Annotated in this window: 14 protein-coding genes; 5 read left to right on the top strand and 9 right to left on the bottom strand. The window is 75.3% G+C overall.

The annotated features are described in order from the left end of the window. Nucleotides 1–25: 25 nt before the first annotated feature. Nucleotides 26–1,066 (top strand): glutathione S-transferase family protein, encoded by a 1,041-nt coding sequence (locus ACI8AF_RS17010; protein WP_456540919.1) that lies wholly within the window; start codon nucleotides 26–28, stop codon nucleotides 1,064–1,066. Between the two features lie 3 nt (nucleotides 1,067–1,069). Here ACI8AF_RS17010 and ACI8AF_RS17005 read toward each other — a convergent pair whose 3' ends face one another. Next, nucleotides 1,070–1,363, bottom strand: coding sequence for a hypothetical protein (locus tag ACI8AF_RS17005; protein ID WP_456540918.1), 294 nt, complete (start codon nucleotides 1,361–1,363; stop codon nucleotides 1,070–1,072). Nucleotides 1,364–1,382: 19 nt separating this feature from the next. Continuing rightward, nucleotides 1,383–2,111: an alanyl-tRNA editing protein gene (locus tag ACI8AF_RS17000; protein WP_456540917.1), complete on the bottom strand. Its 729-nt coding sequence runs from the start codon at nucleotides 2,109–2,111 to the stop codon at nucleotides 1,383–1,385. A gap of 94 nt (nucleotides 2,112–2,205) precedes the next feature. Here ACI8AF_RS17000 and ACI8AF_RS16995 point away from each other — a divergent pair, with 94 nt between their 5' ends. Together ACI8AF_RS16995 and ACI8AF_RS16990 are read left to right on the top strand one after the other, a co-directional pair. After that, on the top strand, nucleotides 2,206–2,829 hold the full coding sequence (locus ACI8AF_RS16995) for a hypothetical protein (protein WP_456540916.1): 624 nt from the start codon (nucleotides 2,206–2,208) through the stop codon (nucleotides 2,827–2,829). A 92-nt stretch (nucleotides 2,830–2,921) separates the two neighbouring features. Beyond that, nucleotides 2,922–3,542, top strand: coding sequence for a hypothetical protein (locus ACI8AF_RS16990; RefSeq protein WP_456540915.1), 621 nt, complete (start codon nucleotides 2,922–2,924; stop codon nucleotides 3,540–3,542). 50 nt (nucleotides 3,543–3,592) lie between these two features. Here the strand turns inward: ACI8AF_RS16990 and ACI8AF_RS16985 are convergent, their stop codons facing one another. From ACI8AF_RS16985 to ACI8AF_RS16965, 5 genes are read right to left on the bottom strand one after another with little or no spacing between them, the layout of a single operon-like run. Then, nucleotides 3,593–4,663: an acyl-CoA dehydrogenase family protein gene (locus tag ACI8AF_RS16985; protein ID WP_456540914.1), complete on the bottom strand. Its 1,071-nt coding sequence runs from the start codon at nucleotides 4,661–4,663 to the stop codon at nucleotides 3,593–3,595. Beyond that, nucleotides 4,660–5,820, bottom strand: coding sequence for an acyl-CoA dehydrogenase family protein (locus ACI8AF_RS16980; RefSeq protein ID WP_456540913.1), 1,161 nt, complete (start codon nucleotides 5,818–5,820; stop codon nucleotides 4,660–4,662). The genes ACI8AF_RS16985 and ACI8AF_RS16980 overlap by 4 nt, the downstream gene beginning before the upstream one ends. A gap of 42 nt (nucleotides 5,821–5,862) precedes the next feature. After that, nucleotides 5,863–6,168 (bottom strand): hypothetical protein, encoded by a 306-nt coding sequence (locus ACI8AF_RS16975; RefSeq protein ID WP_456540912.1) that lies wholly within the window; start codon nucleotides 6,166–6,168, stop codon nucleotides 5,863–5,865. 55 nt (nucleotides 6,169–6,223) lie between these two features. Continuing rightward, complete coding sequence (locus ACI8AF_RS16970; RefSeq protein ID WP_456540911.1) at nucleotides 6,224–8,491, bottom strand: SpoIIE family protein phosphatase; 2,268 nt, start codon at nucleotides 8,489–8,491, stop codon at nucleotides 6,224–6,226. Next, nucleotides 8,488–9,285, bottom strand: coding sequence for an alpha/beta fold hydrolase (locus ACI8AF_RS16965; protein ID WP_456540910.1), 798 nt, complete (start codon nucleotides 9,283–9,285; stop codon nucleotides 8,488–8,490). Before ACI8AF_RS16965 ends, ACI8AF_RS16970 begins: the two co-directional genes overlap by 4 nt. A gap of 246 nt (nucleotides 9,286–9,531) precedes the next feature. Here ACI8AF_RS16965 and ACI8AF_RS16960 point away from each other — a divergent pair, with 246 nt between their 5' ends. Continuing rightward, entirely contained in the window at nucleotides 9,532–10,260 is a 729-nt protein-coding gene (locus ACI8AF_RS16960; RefSeq protein WP_456540909.1) for a hemerythrin domain-containing protein, read from the top strand. A gap of 311 nt (nucleotides 10,261–10,571) precedes the next feature. Here the strand turns inward: ACI8AF_RS16960 and ACI8AF_RS16955 are convergent, their stop codons facing one another. Beyond that, a complete protein-coding gene (locus ACI8AF_RS16955) occupies nucleotides 10,572–10,862 on the bottom strand; it encodes a DUF6191 domain-containing protein (RefSeq protein WP_456540908.1) in 291 nt (96 codons plus the stop codon). Between the two features lie 141 nt (nucleotides 10,863–11,003). On the opposite strand from ACI8AF_RS16955, the gene ACI8AF_RS16950 reads away from it, so the two are divergent. After that, a complete protein-coding gene (locus ACI8AF_RS16950; RefSeq protein ID WP_456540907.1) occupies nucleotides 11,004–13,328 on the top strand; it encodes a HelD family protein in 2,325 nt (774 codons plus the stop codon). A gap of 55 nt (nucleotides 13,329–13,383) precedes the next feature. Here the strand turns inward: ACI8AF_RS16950 and ACI8AF_RS16945 are convergent, their stop codons facing one another. Continuing rightward, nucleotides 13,384–14,079, bottom strand: a complete 696-nt coding sequence (locus ACI8AF_RS16945) for a hypothetical protein (RefSeq protein ID WP_456540906.1) — start codon at nucleotides 14,077–14,079, stop codon at nucleotides 13,384–13,386. Between the last annotated feature and the right edge of the window lie 64 nt (nucleotides 14,080–14,143).

Raw genomic sequence — 14,143 nt, 5'->3', positions numbered from 1 at the left:
CCTCGCGCTGGGTAAGGGTGTGCGCGTGAGCGACGACAACACCGGTTCGGGCTACGTCAGCGGCGGCGGGGAGTACAAGCGGGACTCCAACTACCTGACCGACCGGATCACGGCCGACGGCTCGAGCGGGTGGCCGGTCGAGGCCGGCCGCTACCGGCTCGTCGTCGCGCGGGCCTGCCCGTGGGCGAACCGGGCGGTGATCGTCCGCCGGCTGCTGGGCCTGGAGAAGGTCCTCTCGATGGGCATGTGCGGCCCCACCCACGACGAGCGCAGCTGGACCTTCGACCTCGACCCCGGCGGGCGCGACCCCGTGCTCGGCTACGAGCGGCTGCAGGAGGCGTTCCTCGCCCGCGACCCGCACTACGACCGCGGCATCACCGTGCCGGCCCTGGTCGACGTCCCCACCAAGGCCGTCGTCACCAACGACTTCGCGCAGATCACCCTCGACCTGTCCACCGAGTGGACGGCGTTCCACCGCGAGGGCGCGCCCGAGCTCTACCCGGAGCCGCTGCGCGACGAGATGGACGAGGTGATGCAGCGGATCTACACCGAGCTCAACAACGGCGTGTACCGCTGCGGCTTCGCCGGTTCGCAGCGGGCCTACGACAAGGCCTACGACCGTCTGTTCACCGCCCTGGACTGGCTGGAGGAGCGGCTGGCCGGGCAGCGGTTCCTGATGGGCGGCTCGATCACCGAGGCCGACGTCCGGCTGTTCACCACGCTGGCTCGCTTCGACGCCGTCTACCACGGCCACTTCAAGTGCAACCGGCAGAAGCTGACCGAGTTCCCGGCGCTGTGGGCCTACGCCCGCGACCTGTTCCAGACCCCCGGATTCGGCGACACGATCGACTTCCCGCAGATCAAGGAGCACTACTACGTCGTCCACGCCGACATCAACCCGACGCAGGTGATCCCGAAGGGCCCGGACACGGCCAACTGGCTCACCCCGCACGGGCGCGAGGAGCTCGGCGGCCGGCCGTTCGGCGACGGGACCCCGCCCGGGCCGCCACCCGAGGAGGAGACCGTCCCCGCCGACCACGGCCCCGGCGGCATCGCCCACCGCTGAGCCTCAGCCGTCCAGCACCGTCCGCACCCAGGCGAGCGCGGCGGCGTGGTCGTCGAACGTGCGCTGCGGGTAGCCGGGCCCGTGACCGTCCGCCTCGCCGGTGCGGACCAGGGACCGGTAGCGGCGCTCGTCGTAGACGTCGGCCCACGCCTCGACACCCAGGGTGAGCGCGTGCAGCGCGGCGAAGTCGTCGAGGGCCAGCACGACCTGGTCCTCGGCGGGCGAGGACGACGACACGCCCCCGTCCGCCCCGGACCCGCTGGAGCCCTCGTCGTCCCCCCGGGTCGCGAAGCGCACGTTTCTCGATCCGCGGGCGTCACACGATGCGGACGCGGAGGCGGCGGAAGCCGCGGCCCTTGTTCTCCATCTTCACGACCTCGACCCGGCCGACCATCGCCGTCGACGCCACGTGCGTGCCACCGTCGGCCTGGGTGTCGAGCCCGACGATGTCGACGATCCGCACCACCTCGATGTCCGGGGGCAGCAGGTTGGTCGCCGTCCGGATGATGTCGGGGATCGCGAACGCCTCCTCGCGCGGCAGCGTCTTCACCTCGATCGGCCGGTCGGCGGTGATCTCGGCGTTGACCGCCTCGGCGACCCGGTCCTTGAAGTCGGCCGGCACCTCGGCGAGGTCGAAGTCCATGCGCGCGGTCAGCGGCTCCATGTTCCCGCCGGTCACCAGCGCACCGAAGTCGCGGAAGACGACGCCCGTGAGCACGTGCAGGCCCGAGTGCGTGCGCATCAGCGCGGTCCGCCGCTCGTCGTCGAGCGCGCCGCGGACCGCCGTGCCCGGCGGCGGCACCGGGTCACCCTCGACCGGCACCAGGTAGAGCTCGTCGCCCTTGCGGGTGCCGGCGATCCGGGTGCGCACGCCGCCCCACAGCAGCACGCCCTCGTCCGGCGGCTGGCCCCCGCCGCCGGGGTAGAAGGCCGACCGGTCGAGCACGATCCCCTGCTCGGGGTCGACGGCGAGCACGGTGGCGTCCCACTCGCGGACGGTCGCGTCGTCGAGGTCGAGGCGGTGGGTGTGGGTCGCTCCGGCCATGGGGAGCATGTTGCCCGCCGCCGTCCCCTCCGAGGACAGTGACTCCCGCGGCGGTGCCGCAGGGGCGTCGCCGCTTCGGGAGAGGAGCCGCGGCATGTACGCCCGTTCCACCACGCTCCAGGGCGATCCGCAGACCGTGGACGACGCGATCGCCTTCGTCCGCACGGAGGTACTGCCGGCGCTGTCGGGGATGAGCGGCTGCGTCGGCGTCTCGATGCTCTGCGACCGGGAGGCGGGGCGCTGCGTCGTCACCTCCGCCTGGGCCGACGAGACCGCGCTGCACGCCACCGAGCAGGACGTCGCCGACCTGCGCCGACGCGCCGCCGAGCTCGTCGGTGACCCCGCCCCGGTCACCGAGGAGTGGGAGATCGCCGCCATGCACCGGGTGCGCGAGACCGGCGAGGGCGCCTGCGCACGGGTGATCTGGTGCCGGGCCCAGACCGGCGCCCTCGAGCGGATCCTCGAGGCGTGGCGGACGACGATCCCGCCCCAGCTGGAGCAGATGGAGGGGTTCTGCGGGGTGAGCGTCTTCGTCGACCGCGCCTCCGGCCGGGCGGTGGCGACGGTGAGCTACGCGAGCCGGACAGCGATGGACGCCTCGGCCGAGCGGGGACTGGCGCTGCGCGACCGGTTCGCCGCCAGCCACGGCTTCGACATCGACGACGTCGCGGAGTTCGAGCTCGTCCTGGCCCACCTGCGCCTGCCCGAGCTGGTGTAGCGGACCGTTGCCCCCCGCCCGGCAGGGCGAGGACAGTGACCCGTGCGGCGACGCCGCCCGGGCGTCGCCGACGCTGCGGAAGGAGTGGTGGCATGTACGCCCGTTCCACCACCGTGCGAGGCGACCCGTCACGCCTCGACGAGGGGATCGCCTACGTACGCGACGAAGTGATGCCCATGGTGATGGGCCTGGACGGCTGCGTCGGCCTGTCGATGCTCTGCGACCGCGACACCGGCCGTTGCATCGCCACGACGGCGTGGGAGACCGAGGAGGCGATGCGGGCCAGCGCCGAGGCGGTCAAGGCCAGCCGGGCCAGGGCGGTGGAGATGCTCGGGGACCCCAACCCCGAGGTCAACGAGTGGGAGATCGCGCTCATGCACCGGCTGCACGAGGCCGGCGAGGGCGCGTGCTCGCGCGTGATCTGGGGCCGCGGCGACCCGGCGGACATGCAGAGCACCATGGAGACGTTCCGCATGATGATCCCGCGGATGGAGGAGCTGCCCGGCTTCTGCAGCGTCAGCGTCATGGTCGACCGCATGACCGGCCGGTCCGCGACCGCGGCCACCTACGAGAGCCGGGACGCGATGATGCGCGCCGCCGACGCCGGCCGTGGCCTGCGGGAGGAGTTCACGCGCGCCACCGGCGGTGAGATCACCGAGGTGGCGGAGTTCGAGCTGGTGCTGGCCCACCTGAGGGTGCCCGAACTCGTGTAGCCCGGCGTGCTGGTGCTCTGCCCACCGTGGTGGGCAGAGCACCAGCATCCTCAGACCACCCTGGTCAGCGCCGGCCAGAGCCCCTCGGCGCCGCCGGCCAGCAGCCCACCGCCGAGCACCCGCGACCAGTGCAGCTCGCCGCCGGCCTCGTCGCGCCACGACCACAGCCGCCGGGTCAGGTGGTGCAGCTTGTGCTCCTGGGTGAAGCCGATCGCGCCGTGCACCTGGTGGGCCAGCCGGGCCACCACCTCCACCGCGGCGCCCGCGCGCACCTTGGCCGCCGCGGCCGGCAGCAGCACGTCCTCGCCCCGGCCGAGCGCCTGGACCGCCGCGTCGACCAGCGCGGCGACCGCGGTGACCTCGCCGGCCATCTCGGCGAGCTCCACCTGGATCGCCTGGAACCTGCCCAGCGGCCGGCCGAACTGGTGCCGCTCCCCGGCGTACCGCACCGTCCAGGCCAGCACCTGCTGCAGCGCGGCGGAGAGCTGCACCGCCCGCGCCAGGGCGAACCGGGCCCGCAGCCCCTCGGCCTGGGCCGGGGTGAGGACGGCGCCGGTGGCGGGCACGCCGTCGAGCACGAGCGACCCGCGCGGCTCCCCCGCCAGGTTGGCCGCGGCCGTCGCCTCGAGCCCCGTCGCGTCGACTAGGGCGAGCAGTGCGCCGTCGAGGCCGGCCGGGGGCCGCGCCAGCAGGGCGGTCCGTCCGGCCACGCCGGCCCACGGCACGTCGGTCGCCGTCCCGGTCAGGAGGAACCGCCCCGGGCCGTCGCCGTCGTCGGAGGCCGTCGTCGTCACCGCGTCGGCGACGGCGAAGGTCAGCGGCCGGTCGAGGTCGGTGTGCTCGACCGACGCGGCCACCAGCGCCGGGCCGGCGACGAGCAGCTGCTCGGCCGCCGGCACCGCGGCCGCGCCGGCGGCCAGGGTGGCGACGACGGCCACGGCGTCGGCCAGCTCGCCGCCCGAGCCCCCGGCCTCCTCGGGGATGCCGACGCCGGTCAGGCCGGCGTCGGTGAGCGCGGCCCACAGCCCCTCGTCCCACGGCCGGTCAGGGGTGAGCACGAACGGCTCGTGCCCGGCGAGGATGTCGCGGACGGTCTCGACCACCAGGTCCTGATCGCTCACCGGAGCCCCAGTCCTCGCGCCACGATCCCCTTGAGGATCTCGTTCGTCCCGCCGCGCAGCGTGTAGCCCGGCGCGTGCAGCTGCGCCTCGGCCAGCGCCCGCGCCATCGGGTCCGGCGAGCCCAGCGACGGCGTCACCTCCACCACCCGGCGCACCTCGTCGATCACGTCGGCCTCGAACGTCGTCCCGACGTCCTTGACCAGTGCCGCGGGGATGTTCGGCAGCTCCCCGCGGTCGAGCGCCGCGGCGATCCGCAGCGACATCTGGCGCAGCGCCAGCAGCCGCGCCGACAGCCGGCCCAGCGTCGCCACCCCGGCCGGGTCGCCCGAGCCGGCGACCCGGCGGGCGAACTCGGCGATCAGCGGGTAGGTCGACAGGAACCGCTCCGGGCCCGACCGCTCGAACGCCAGCTCGGCGGTCACCTGGTGCCAGCCGTTGCCCTCCTCGCCGAGCAGCATGTCGGCGGGGACGACGACGTCGTCGAACACCACCTCGTTGAAGTGGTGGCCGCCGTCGAGGATCCGGATCGGGTTGACCGTGATCCCGGGCAGCGTCAGGTCGACCAGCAGTTGCGAGAGGCCCGCGTGCCGGTTCGCCGGGTCGGCCGGCGAGGAGCGCACCAGCACGATCGCGTAGTGCGAGTGGTGGGCGTTCGACGTCCACACCTTGGCGCCGGTGACCACCCAGTCGCCGTCGCCGTTGCGGGTGGCGCGGGTGCGGATCGACGCGAGGTCCGAGCCCGAGTCCGGCTCGGACATCCCGATGACGAAGAAGCACTCCCCCGCCGCGATCCGCGGCAGCAGCTGCTCCCGCTGCGCCTCGGTGCCGTAGCGCAGCAGGTTGGGCCCGGACTGCCGGTCGGCGATCCAGTGCGCGGCGACCGGCGCCCCGACGGCCAGCAGCTCCTCGGTGACGGCGTAGCGCTCCATCGCCGTCCGCTCGTGGCCGCCGTACCGCTTCGGCCAGGTCATGCCCAGCCAGCCGCGCTCGCCGAGCTTCTTCGAGAAGGCGGGGTCCACCCCGGACAGCCAGGTGTCGACGTGCGTGGTGAACGACCCGGCGGCGAGCTCGGCGGCCAGGAACTCGCGCACCTCCTCGCGCACCCGCTCCGCCGCCTCCGACCGCGGCGCCGGTGCCAGCGTCAAGGACGAGCTCATGCCCGCACCCTGCCAGAGGGCCGGGGCGGCGGCCGCGCGAGGTCAGCGGTCCCGGTCGTCGTCCGCCGACGGCCCGCGGGTGAGCTGCCGCAGCTCGCTGACGACGTCGCTGGCCGCGGCGGTGAGGGAGAACAGCGCGCCGGAGACCAGCCGGCGCACACCGGCGGCGTCCAGCCCGAGCACCGACCCGAGACCGGCCGCGACGTCGACGCCGGGCAGGCCGCCGCCCAGCGGCGAGCGGGCCGGCTGCTCGGCGAGGTCCGGCGACCAGCGCATGGCGTCGCCGGAGACGGCGTAGTCCCCCGTCGCGCCGTCGAGGGCCTGAGCTATCGCGTCGTCGCGTTCCATGGCGCCTCCCCCGGAGCCGTGCTGCCCCCACGATCCTCGCCCGGCGGCCCCTTTCTCAACCGGGTAGGCGGGTCAGCGCCAGCAGCGCGATGTCGTCGGCGCGGAACGGGCCGGTCAGCTCGGCCAGCAGCCGGTCGCAGACCTCGTCCGGATCGGGGTCGCCGGTGCGCGCGGCCGCCTCGAGCAGCCGGGCCAGGCCGTCGTCGAGGTCCGCCTCCCGGCTCTCCACCAGCCCGTCGGTGTAGAGCACCAGGGTCGCCCCCGGCGGCAGGACGCCGGCCCACTCCACGGCCGGCGCCGGCGCCGGCGGCGCGCCCAGCATCCGGGCGGGCTGCACCGGCAGCAGCTCGGCGTGCCCCCCGGTGATGAGCAGCGGCGCCAGGTGCCCGGCCGAGGCGATCCGCAGCTGGCCGGTGACGGGGTCCAGCGTCCCGAACAGCGCCGTCGCCATCCGCTGCAGCCCGAGCAGCGACCAGCTGGCCTGCAGCCGGTCGATGACCGCGCTCGGCGACGGCCGGTCGGCCAGCAGCGCCCGGTAGACGCTGTGCAGCTGGCCCATGGTGGCCGCCGCGGTGATGTCGTGGCCGACGACGTCGCCGACCGCCAGCGCCACCACGTGGCCGGGCAGGACGACGACGTCGTAGAAGTCGCCGCCGATGTCGACGCCCCGCGTCGCGGGCAGGTAGCGCACCGCCAGCTCCAGCCCCTCGACCGCCGGCGGGGGCGGCGGCAGGAGGTTCGCCTGCAGCGTGTGCGAGGTGCGCACGTCGAGCTCGTAGCGCTGCGCCCGGTCGACGACCAGCGCCACCTGCAGCGCCAGCTGCTCGGCCACCTCGACGTCGGCCGCGGTGAAGCCCGGGCGGCCGCGGTCCGTGCCCAGGGTGAGGGCACCGAGCGCGCGCCCCTCCGCGACGAGCGGGACGCTGATCAGGCTGCGCACCTGGAGCCGGCGGACCACGGCGAGGTGCTGGTCGTCGTCGGTGATCCGGGCCACCCCCTCGTCGGTGAGCTCGGGGATCCACTGGGTGCGCAGCCGGCGCATCGCCTCGGTGCTCGGGTGCGGCCGCCCCCGGTGCGGCACGTGCCGCGTGCGCAGCTCCTCGACCAGCGGCTGGCGCCCCGGGTCGCCGTGCCGCGCCGCGACCCGCGTGACGCCGGCGTCGGTCGCGAGGTCGATCAGGCACAGGTCGGCCAGCCGCTCGACGGCCAGCCCGGCCAGGCGGTCGACCACGTCGGTGACGTCGGCCGCGCCGGCCAGCAGCCGCGCCGCCTCCAGCAGGAACGCCGAGCGCTCGGCCGCCCGGGTGGCCTGCTCGTGCAGCCGCGCCCGCTCGAGCGCCTGCCCGGCCTGCCGGCCGAGGGTCCGCAGCAGGTCGACGTCGGGCACGGGAAGCGGGCGGTGCACCCCGGTCACCGGCTCCTCGAGGCTGATCAGGCCGTCGCCGCCGCTGCCCAGCCCCAGCAGCAGCACACCGAGCCGCCGGCCGTGCGCCGACACCGGGACGACGACCAGGTCGGTCAGCCCGGCGGCCGCCATCTCCTCGGCGACGACCGGCTGGAGCTCCTGCAGCCGGGCGTCGACCGGCACCGTGCGCACCCCGCCGGCGAGCTCGAGCGCCAGCCGTCCGCGCACGGCCTCCCGGAGCTCCTCCAGCAGCGACGCCGTCAGGCCGTCGGCCCGCACCAGGCGCAGCGGCGGCTCCTCCACCGAGTCCGGCGCGGGGTCCTCGAGCAGCAGCAGCGCCGCCCCGGGGGCGTGCAGGGCGCGCCGGCCGTGCTCGACGATCACGCCGGCCACGTCGGCGGTCGTGGTGGCAGCCGCCAGGTCCGAGACGACCGCCTGGAGGGTGCGCGAGCGGGCCTCGGACTCCTCGGCGGCCCGCTGGGCCGCCAGCAGTTCCCGCTCGTACCGCCGCCGGGCCGTGGCCTCGAACAGCGTCGCGCGCACCAGCAGCGGGGCCCCGGCGTCGTCGCGGACCTCGACGGCGTTGAGCAGGCAGGGCAGCGCCGAGCCGTCGACCCGGACGACGTCGAGCGCGATCTCCCGCACCGCGCCCTGCAGCCGCAGCAGCGGCGCCAGGTGGGTCTCGTGGAACACCTGGCCGCCGACGGTCAGCAGGTCCTGGAACCGGCTGCCGAGCACGTCGCGGGCCGCCCGGCCGGTCCACGCGCAGAAGGTGCGGTTGACCTTGACGATCGTGCCGTCGGGCAGCGCGGACAGGTAGCCGCACGGCGCGTTCTCGTAGAGGTCGGCCGGGTCCTCCTCGAGCAGCCGCGAGAGCTCGAGCCGCGGGTCGCGGCCGCCGACGTCCACCCCGGTCACGGCCCCAGGAACGCCCTCATCGCGGCGACCGTCTCCCCGGGCGCCGACAGGTGCGGGCAGTGGCCGGTCGCCGCCAGCCGCGTGAGCGTGCTCCCGGGGATCCGCCGGTGGACGTACTCGCCGACCGCGTCACAGGCGATGACGTCGTCGCTGCACTGCAGCACCAGCGTGGGGACGGCGACCCCGGGCAGGTCGTCGCGGTTGTCGGAGAGGAACGTGACCCGGGCGAACTGCCGGGCGATGTCCGGGTCGGTCCGGCAGAAGCTGTTGGTCAGCTCCTCGGTGAGCTCCGGGCGATCGGGGTTGCCCATGATCACCGGCGCCATCTGCGCCGACCAGCCCAGGTGGTTGCTGTCCAGCGCGTCGAGCAGGTCGGCGATCCCCTCGCGGCTGAACCCGCCCACGTACCCCTCGGCGTCCACGTAGCGCGGGTTGGGGCCGATCATCACCATCGCCCCGAACAGCTCGGGAGCCTGCTGGAGGGCCAGGACGCCGATCATGGCGCTGACCGAGTGCCCGACGAAGACGACGTCGGCGAGCCCGAGCTCGCGGCAGATCTCGACCACGTCGTCGGCGTAGCCGCGCAGCGAGGCGTACTTGCCGAAGTCGTAGGCCGTCAGGTCGGAGCCGCCCGAGCCGACGTGGTCGAACAGCACCACGCGGTGGTCCCGCTCGAACTCCGGCGCCACGAACCGCCACATCTCCTGGTCGCAGCCGAAGCCGTGCGCGAACAGCAGGGGGCGGCCGCCCGGGAGGCCGCTCTCGCGCACACGGTTGCGCGTCACGACGTCCATCGCCTCATCGTGGTTGCGCACGGGGGCGCCGACAACCCAGACGGCACAGGAACGTCCGCCCTGCGGCGGACGCGCGCTCACCCCTGCGGCGGACCCGGTCGCCCTCCGTCTGCGCCGCGCGGATGATTTCCGGCGTCCCGGCCCCGAACGGGACGGAAATCCCTGTCGGCCGGGACACCGGGCTCCCTACTCTGCTGCGCGATCCGAGTCGGAGACGACCTGAACTCGACGCGAACGAGGTGTCCAATGACCGCCACCGCGGTCCTCCCCCGCTCCTCCCGGCCGCCGGCGACCCCGGCGCCCGCCCCGACGTCCTGCCGCGCCGTCGCCCACCAGCGCGTGGTGCACCAGCTGGTGCGCCGCGAGCTGCGCACGCTGGCCGAGCTGGCCACCTGGGCGCCCGCCGGCGAGCCGGCCCGCACCGCCGCGCTGACCGGGCACGCCGACCTGGTCGGGCGGGTGCTGCTGCACCACCACCGGGTGGAGCGCGAGCTGCTCTGGCCCGCTCTGCAGCGGGCGCTCGGGGACGACGCCGCCCTCGCCGCGGCGGTCGCCGAGTGGACCAGCAGCTGCGGACGGATCGACCACGCGGTGCGCGACCTCTCCACCGCGGCCCGGCAGTGGGCGGTCGCCGGGACCTGCTCGGCCCGCGACAGCTTCGCGATGGCCTGCCTGGACCTGGCGAACGCGGTCGACGCGCAGACCGCCCGCGAGGAGCAGGTGCTGCACCCGCTGCTCGAGGGGAGCCTGGGCGCCTCGGCGTGGGCCGGCATCGCCCGCTCGGTCCGCTCCCACCTCACGCCCCGCGAGCAGACCCTCGTCCTCGGCCTGGCGCTCGAGGACGCCTGCGCCGCGGACCGCGCCCGGCTGCTCTCCGGCCTGCCCGCTCCCCGCCGGTGGGCGTGGCGGCTCGTCGGCCACGGGCGTTACCGGGCCGCCGTCGTCAAGCTGCGGGGTGCTCCCCCCGCGGTCTAGGACGCAGTCCTCTCGAGGCCCCGCTGCAGGGCCCCGCGCCTGCGCGTGCGAGGCGTGGGGGGCAGCGGGATCCTCCTAGTAGCGGGAGGTGCCGCAGTCCGTGCAGCGCTTGCGCGGCGCCCGCGTCTCGCTCCGGCAGTTCGGGCAGGTCCAGGTGCCGGCCTGCCGCTCCTCGGTCGTGGTGCTCATCTCGTCCCCCTCGGTGGCGGTCGAGGACGACGGTAGGAAGCGGAGGTGACGGCTCCGTGACCCCGAGGTTGCGCTTGGGTTTGCGTCGGCCAACGGTGATGTGATCGCTCACATGCCGTACGTCACAGATTGGCGGTGCCGCCGTCGAGGTCGATCCGGGCCGACGGCGCGCCGTCCTCGACGTCGTCCCGGCGCAGCTCGCGGACGCGCTGCTGCTCGAGGTCGACCGCGCGGCCGGGGACGAGCGCGGCCGAGAAGACGTCCATGCCCCCGGCGGACAGCGCCGAGCGGCGGCGCCGCGACAGCGGGCCGCGGCGGCCGACCCGTGCGGCCAGCTGCTCGAGCACGGCGACGGCGACCAGCAGGAGCACCAGCCCCGGCAGGGTCAGCGCGACGAGCAGCCCGATGCCCACGAGAGCCGACGACAGCGCGACATGCCGCCCGGGTCGGGTGACAACCGGCGGGGGACCTGCGCACAATGGTCAATTGCTGCGCGGCGCGCGAAATGCGCAATTCGCAGTGAATTGCGCAGATTCTAACGGAGAGAGCAGGAATTGTCGAGGACTCGATCCGACGCCGTCCCCCCGGCCGGTGCCGACCGGGAGCTGACCGCCGAGCAGGACGCGGTCACGGCGCGCTACCAGCGGCTCGACGAGGCCCGGGAGCTGGCGGTGCGCCGGCTCCGCGAGGCGCTCGCCACCCGGCCGACGACCCCGCAGTCGGTCGGTGAGCGGGAGGCCGCGGCCAATTTCCAGACCGCCCGGATGGCGGCGATCGACGCGGCGGAGAGCGGCCTGGTCTTCGGCCGGCTGGACCTGCGCGAGGAGGCGACCGGAGCGCGCTACGTCGGCCGGATCGGTCTCCCGTCCGACGACGGCGACGAGCCGCTGCTGGTCGACTGGCGCGCGCCGGCCGCCCAGCCGTTCTACGTCGCCACCGCCCTCAACGACCTCGGCGTCGCCCGCCGCCGGCACATCCGCACCCGCGGCCGCCGCGTCGTCGGCGTGAGCGACGAGGTGCTCGACCCCGACGACCCGGCGGCCGCGACCTCCTCGGGGCTGACCGGTGAGTCGGCGCTGCTGGCCGCGCTCACCGCGCAGCGCACCGGCCGGATGACCGACATCGTCCGCACCATCCAGGCCGAGCAGGACCGGATCATCCGGGCCGACGCCAAGGGCGTGCTCGTCGTCCAGGGCGGGCCGGGCACCGGCAAGACGGCGGTCGCCCTGCACCGCGCCGCCTACCTGCTCTACACCCACCGCGAGCGGCTCGCCCGCAGCGGCCTGCTCATCGTCGGCCCGTCGACGACGTTCCTCCGCTACATCGCCGACGTGCTGCCCTCGCTCGGCGAGACCGGCGTGCTGCTGCGCGACCTCGCCTCGCTGCGCCCCGGGCTGACCGCGACGGGGTCGGAGCCGCCGGAGGTCGCGGAGGTCAAGGGCCGGCTGGCGATGGCCGACGTCGTCCGGGCCGCGGTCCGCGACCGGCAGGAGCTGCCGACCGGCACAGAGACCGTCGTCGTGGACCGGACCAAGGTGGAGTTCCGGCCGGCCGACGCCAAGGCCGCGCGCACCCGCGGGCGCGCGGGCCGGCGCCTGCACAACGAGGGCCGGTCGGTGTTCGCCCGCGAGGTGGTCGACATCCTGGCCCGCCGGTACGCCGAGCAGCTCGGGGCCGACCCGCTCGGCGGCGGCACCCTGTTCAGCCGGCACGACCTCGACGACCTGCGCGCCGAGGTGGCCGCGGAGCCGTCGGTGCGGGAGCTGATCGACCGGCTGTGGCCGCGGCTGACCCCCGAGCGGCTGCTCGCCGAGCTGTACGCCTCGCCGCGGCGGATCCGCGCCGCCACCCGCGGCTGGTCCGACGCCGAGCGGGCGCTGCTGCACCGCCCGGCGGGCGCGGCGTGGACCCCGGCCGACGTCCCGCTGCTGGAGGAGGCCGACGAGCTGCTCGGCGTCGACCCGGCCCGGCAGGCCCGCGCCGACCGGCAGCGGGAGGTGCTGGTGCGGCAGGCCCAGGAGACCCTGGACATCCTGCTCGGCTCGCAGTCGACCGACGTCGACGTCGACGAGGAGGCGGAGTTCCTCTCGGCCGGCGACGTGCTCGACGCCGAGCTGCTCGCCGAGCGGCAGGCCGTCGTCGACACCCGCACTGCCGCCGAGCGGGCCGCCGACGACCGCACCTGGACCTTCGGCCACGTCGTCGTCGACGAGGCGCAGGAGCTCTCCGCCATGGCGTGGCGGACCGTGCTGCGGCGGGTGCCGACCCGCTCGATGACCGTCGTCGGCGACGTCGCGCAGACCGGCTCGGCGGCGGGGGCGACCTCGTGGGAGGACATGCTGCGGCCGCACCTCGGCGACGGGTGGCGGATCGAGCAGCTCACCGTCAACTACCGGACGCCGGCGGAGATCATGGCCGTGGCCGCCGGCGTGCTGACCGCGAGCGGGGCCGGCACCGAGCCGCCGCGCTCGGTGCGCGCCACCGGCGAGCACCCCACGGCCGAGCGGGTCGAGGAGGCCGAGCTGCCGGCGCGGGCCGCCGCGGCGGCGGCCCGGCTGGCGGCGGAGGGCGGCACGCTCGCCGTCCTCGTCCCGCCGAGCCGGCTGGACGCGGTGGCCGAGGCGGTGGCGGCGCGGCTGCCCGGGACGTCGGCCGACGCGCACGCCGACCTCACCGCCGGCCCCGTCGTCCTGGCGCCGGAGGCGGCCAAGGGGCTGGAGTTCGACGCGGTGCTCGTCGTCGACCCGGCGGGCATCGTGGCCGCGGGGGTGCGCGGGCTCAGCGACCTGTACGTCTCGCTCACCCGCGCGACCCGCGCGCTGGCCGTCGTCCACCCCGGCGAGCTGCCGCCCTACCTCTCGGCCCTGGCGCACGCGTGAGCGGAGGCCCGGAGCGCAGGGTTCCTGCGCTCCCGGCCTCCGCCCGGGCGCGAGGTCAGGCGCGGTCCCAGGCCTCGTCCCGCATCCGCAGGACGATGACGCCGCACCAGGCCAGCGAGATCGCGACCAGCGCGGTGCTCAGGGTGGGCAGCCACGCGTCGTTGGCGAAGAAGAAGAAGACCAGCCAGCCGACCAGGCCGAGGACCAGCGGGAACACCGGGATGGCCCTGGCCCGCCACGCGGCGAACACGGCCAGGTTGGTGCCGATCAGCAGGCCGAAGATCGCCGGCAGGTTGAACAGCGCACCCTGCCCGTAGCCACCGGCCGCCTCGTAGACCTGCAGCGCCTGGTCGGCGGGCAGCGTGGTGGCCAGCGCGACGTCGTAGAAGTCGACGGCCACGATGCCCGACAACCCCGCCCCGAGGCCGGCGAACAGCATCGCGGCGATGGCGGTCCTGGTCGCGCGGCGGCGGGCCAGGTGCACGAGGGTCAGCGCCGCGGGCAGGAGCAGCAGGTAGCCGTAGTGCAGCACGACGGCGGCCCACAGCGTGAGCTGCGTGTGCTCGGCGCCGACCTGCAGGTACTCGGCGTCGGTGTTGTTCTCGAAGGGGATCATCGCCAGGCTGAGGCAGACGAGCGTTCCGGAGGCGATGAGCGAGAGCCCACCGCCGATCCGGCGGAAGCGGCTGCCGGGCGTGACCTCGGTGCTCGGCGCGGCCGCGACGGCGGTCGGCTCGGTGGACGCGGTCATCGGGGTGTCCTTCCGGGGTTCGAGGGTCGTGCGGAACGGCTAGAAGCTCCCCCGCCCGGCGTCC

Source organism: Blastococcus sp. SYSU D00669, from assembly GCF_054050715.1.
The sequence above is the reverse complement of the archived record's forward strand: the minus strand, read 5'-3'. Positions and strand labels throughout refer to the sequence as shown.

Coding starts and splice junctions, on each gene's coding strand:
- ACI8AF_RS17000 (WP_456540917.1), bottom strand. CDS start 2,111: ATGGCCGGAGCGACCCACACCCACCGCCTCGACCTCGACGACGCGACC.
- ACI8AF_RS16995 (WP_456540916.1), top strand. CDS start 2,206: ATGTACGCCCGTTCCACCACGCTCCAGGGCGATCCGCAGACCGTGGAC.
- ACI8AF_RS16990 (WP_456540915.1), top strand. CDS start 2,922: ATGTACGCCCGTTCCACCACCGTGCGAGGCGACCCGTCACGCCTCGAC.
- ACI8AF_RS16980 (WP_456540913.1), bottom strand. CDS start 5,820: ATGAGCTCGTCCTTGACGCTGGCACCGGCGCCGCGGTCGGAGGCGGCG.
- ACI8AF_RS16975 (WP_456540912.1), bottom strand. CDS start 6,168: ATGGAACGCGACGACGCGATAGCTCAGGCCCTCGACGGCGCGACGGGG.
- ACI8AF_RS16965 (WP_456540910.1), bottom strand. CDS start 9,285: ATGGACGTCGTGACGCGCAACCGTGTGCGCGAGAGCGGCCTCCCGGGC.
- ACI8AF_RS16960 (WP_456540909.1), top strand. CDS start 9,532: ATGACCGCCACCGCGGTCCTCCCCCGCTCCTCCCGGCCGCCGGCGACC.
- ACI8AF_RS16945 (WP_456540906.1), bottom strand. CDS start 14,079: ATGACCGCGTCCACCGAGCCGACCGCCGTCGCGGCCGCGCCGAGCACC.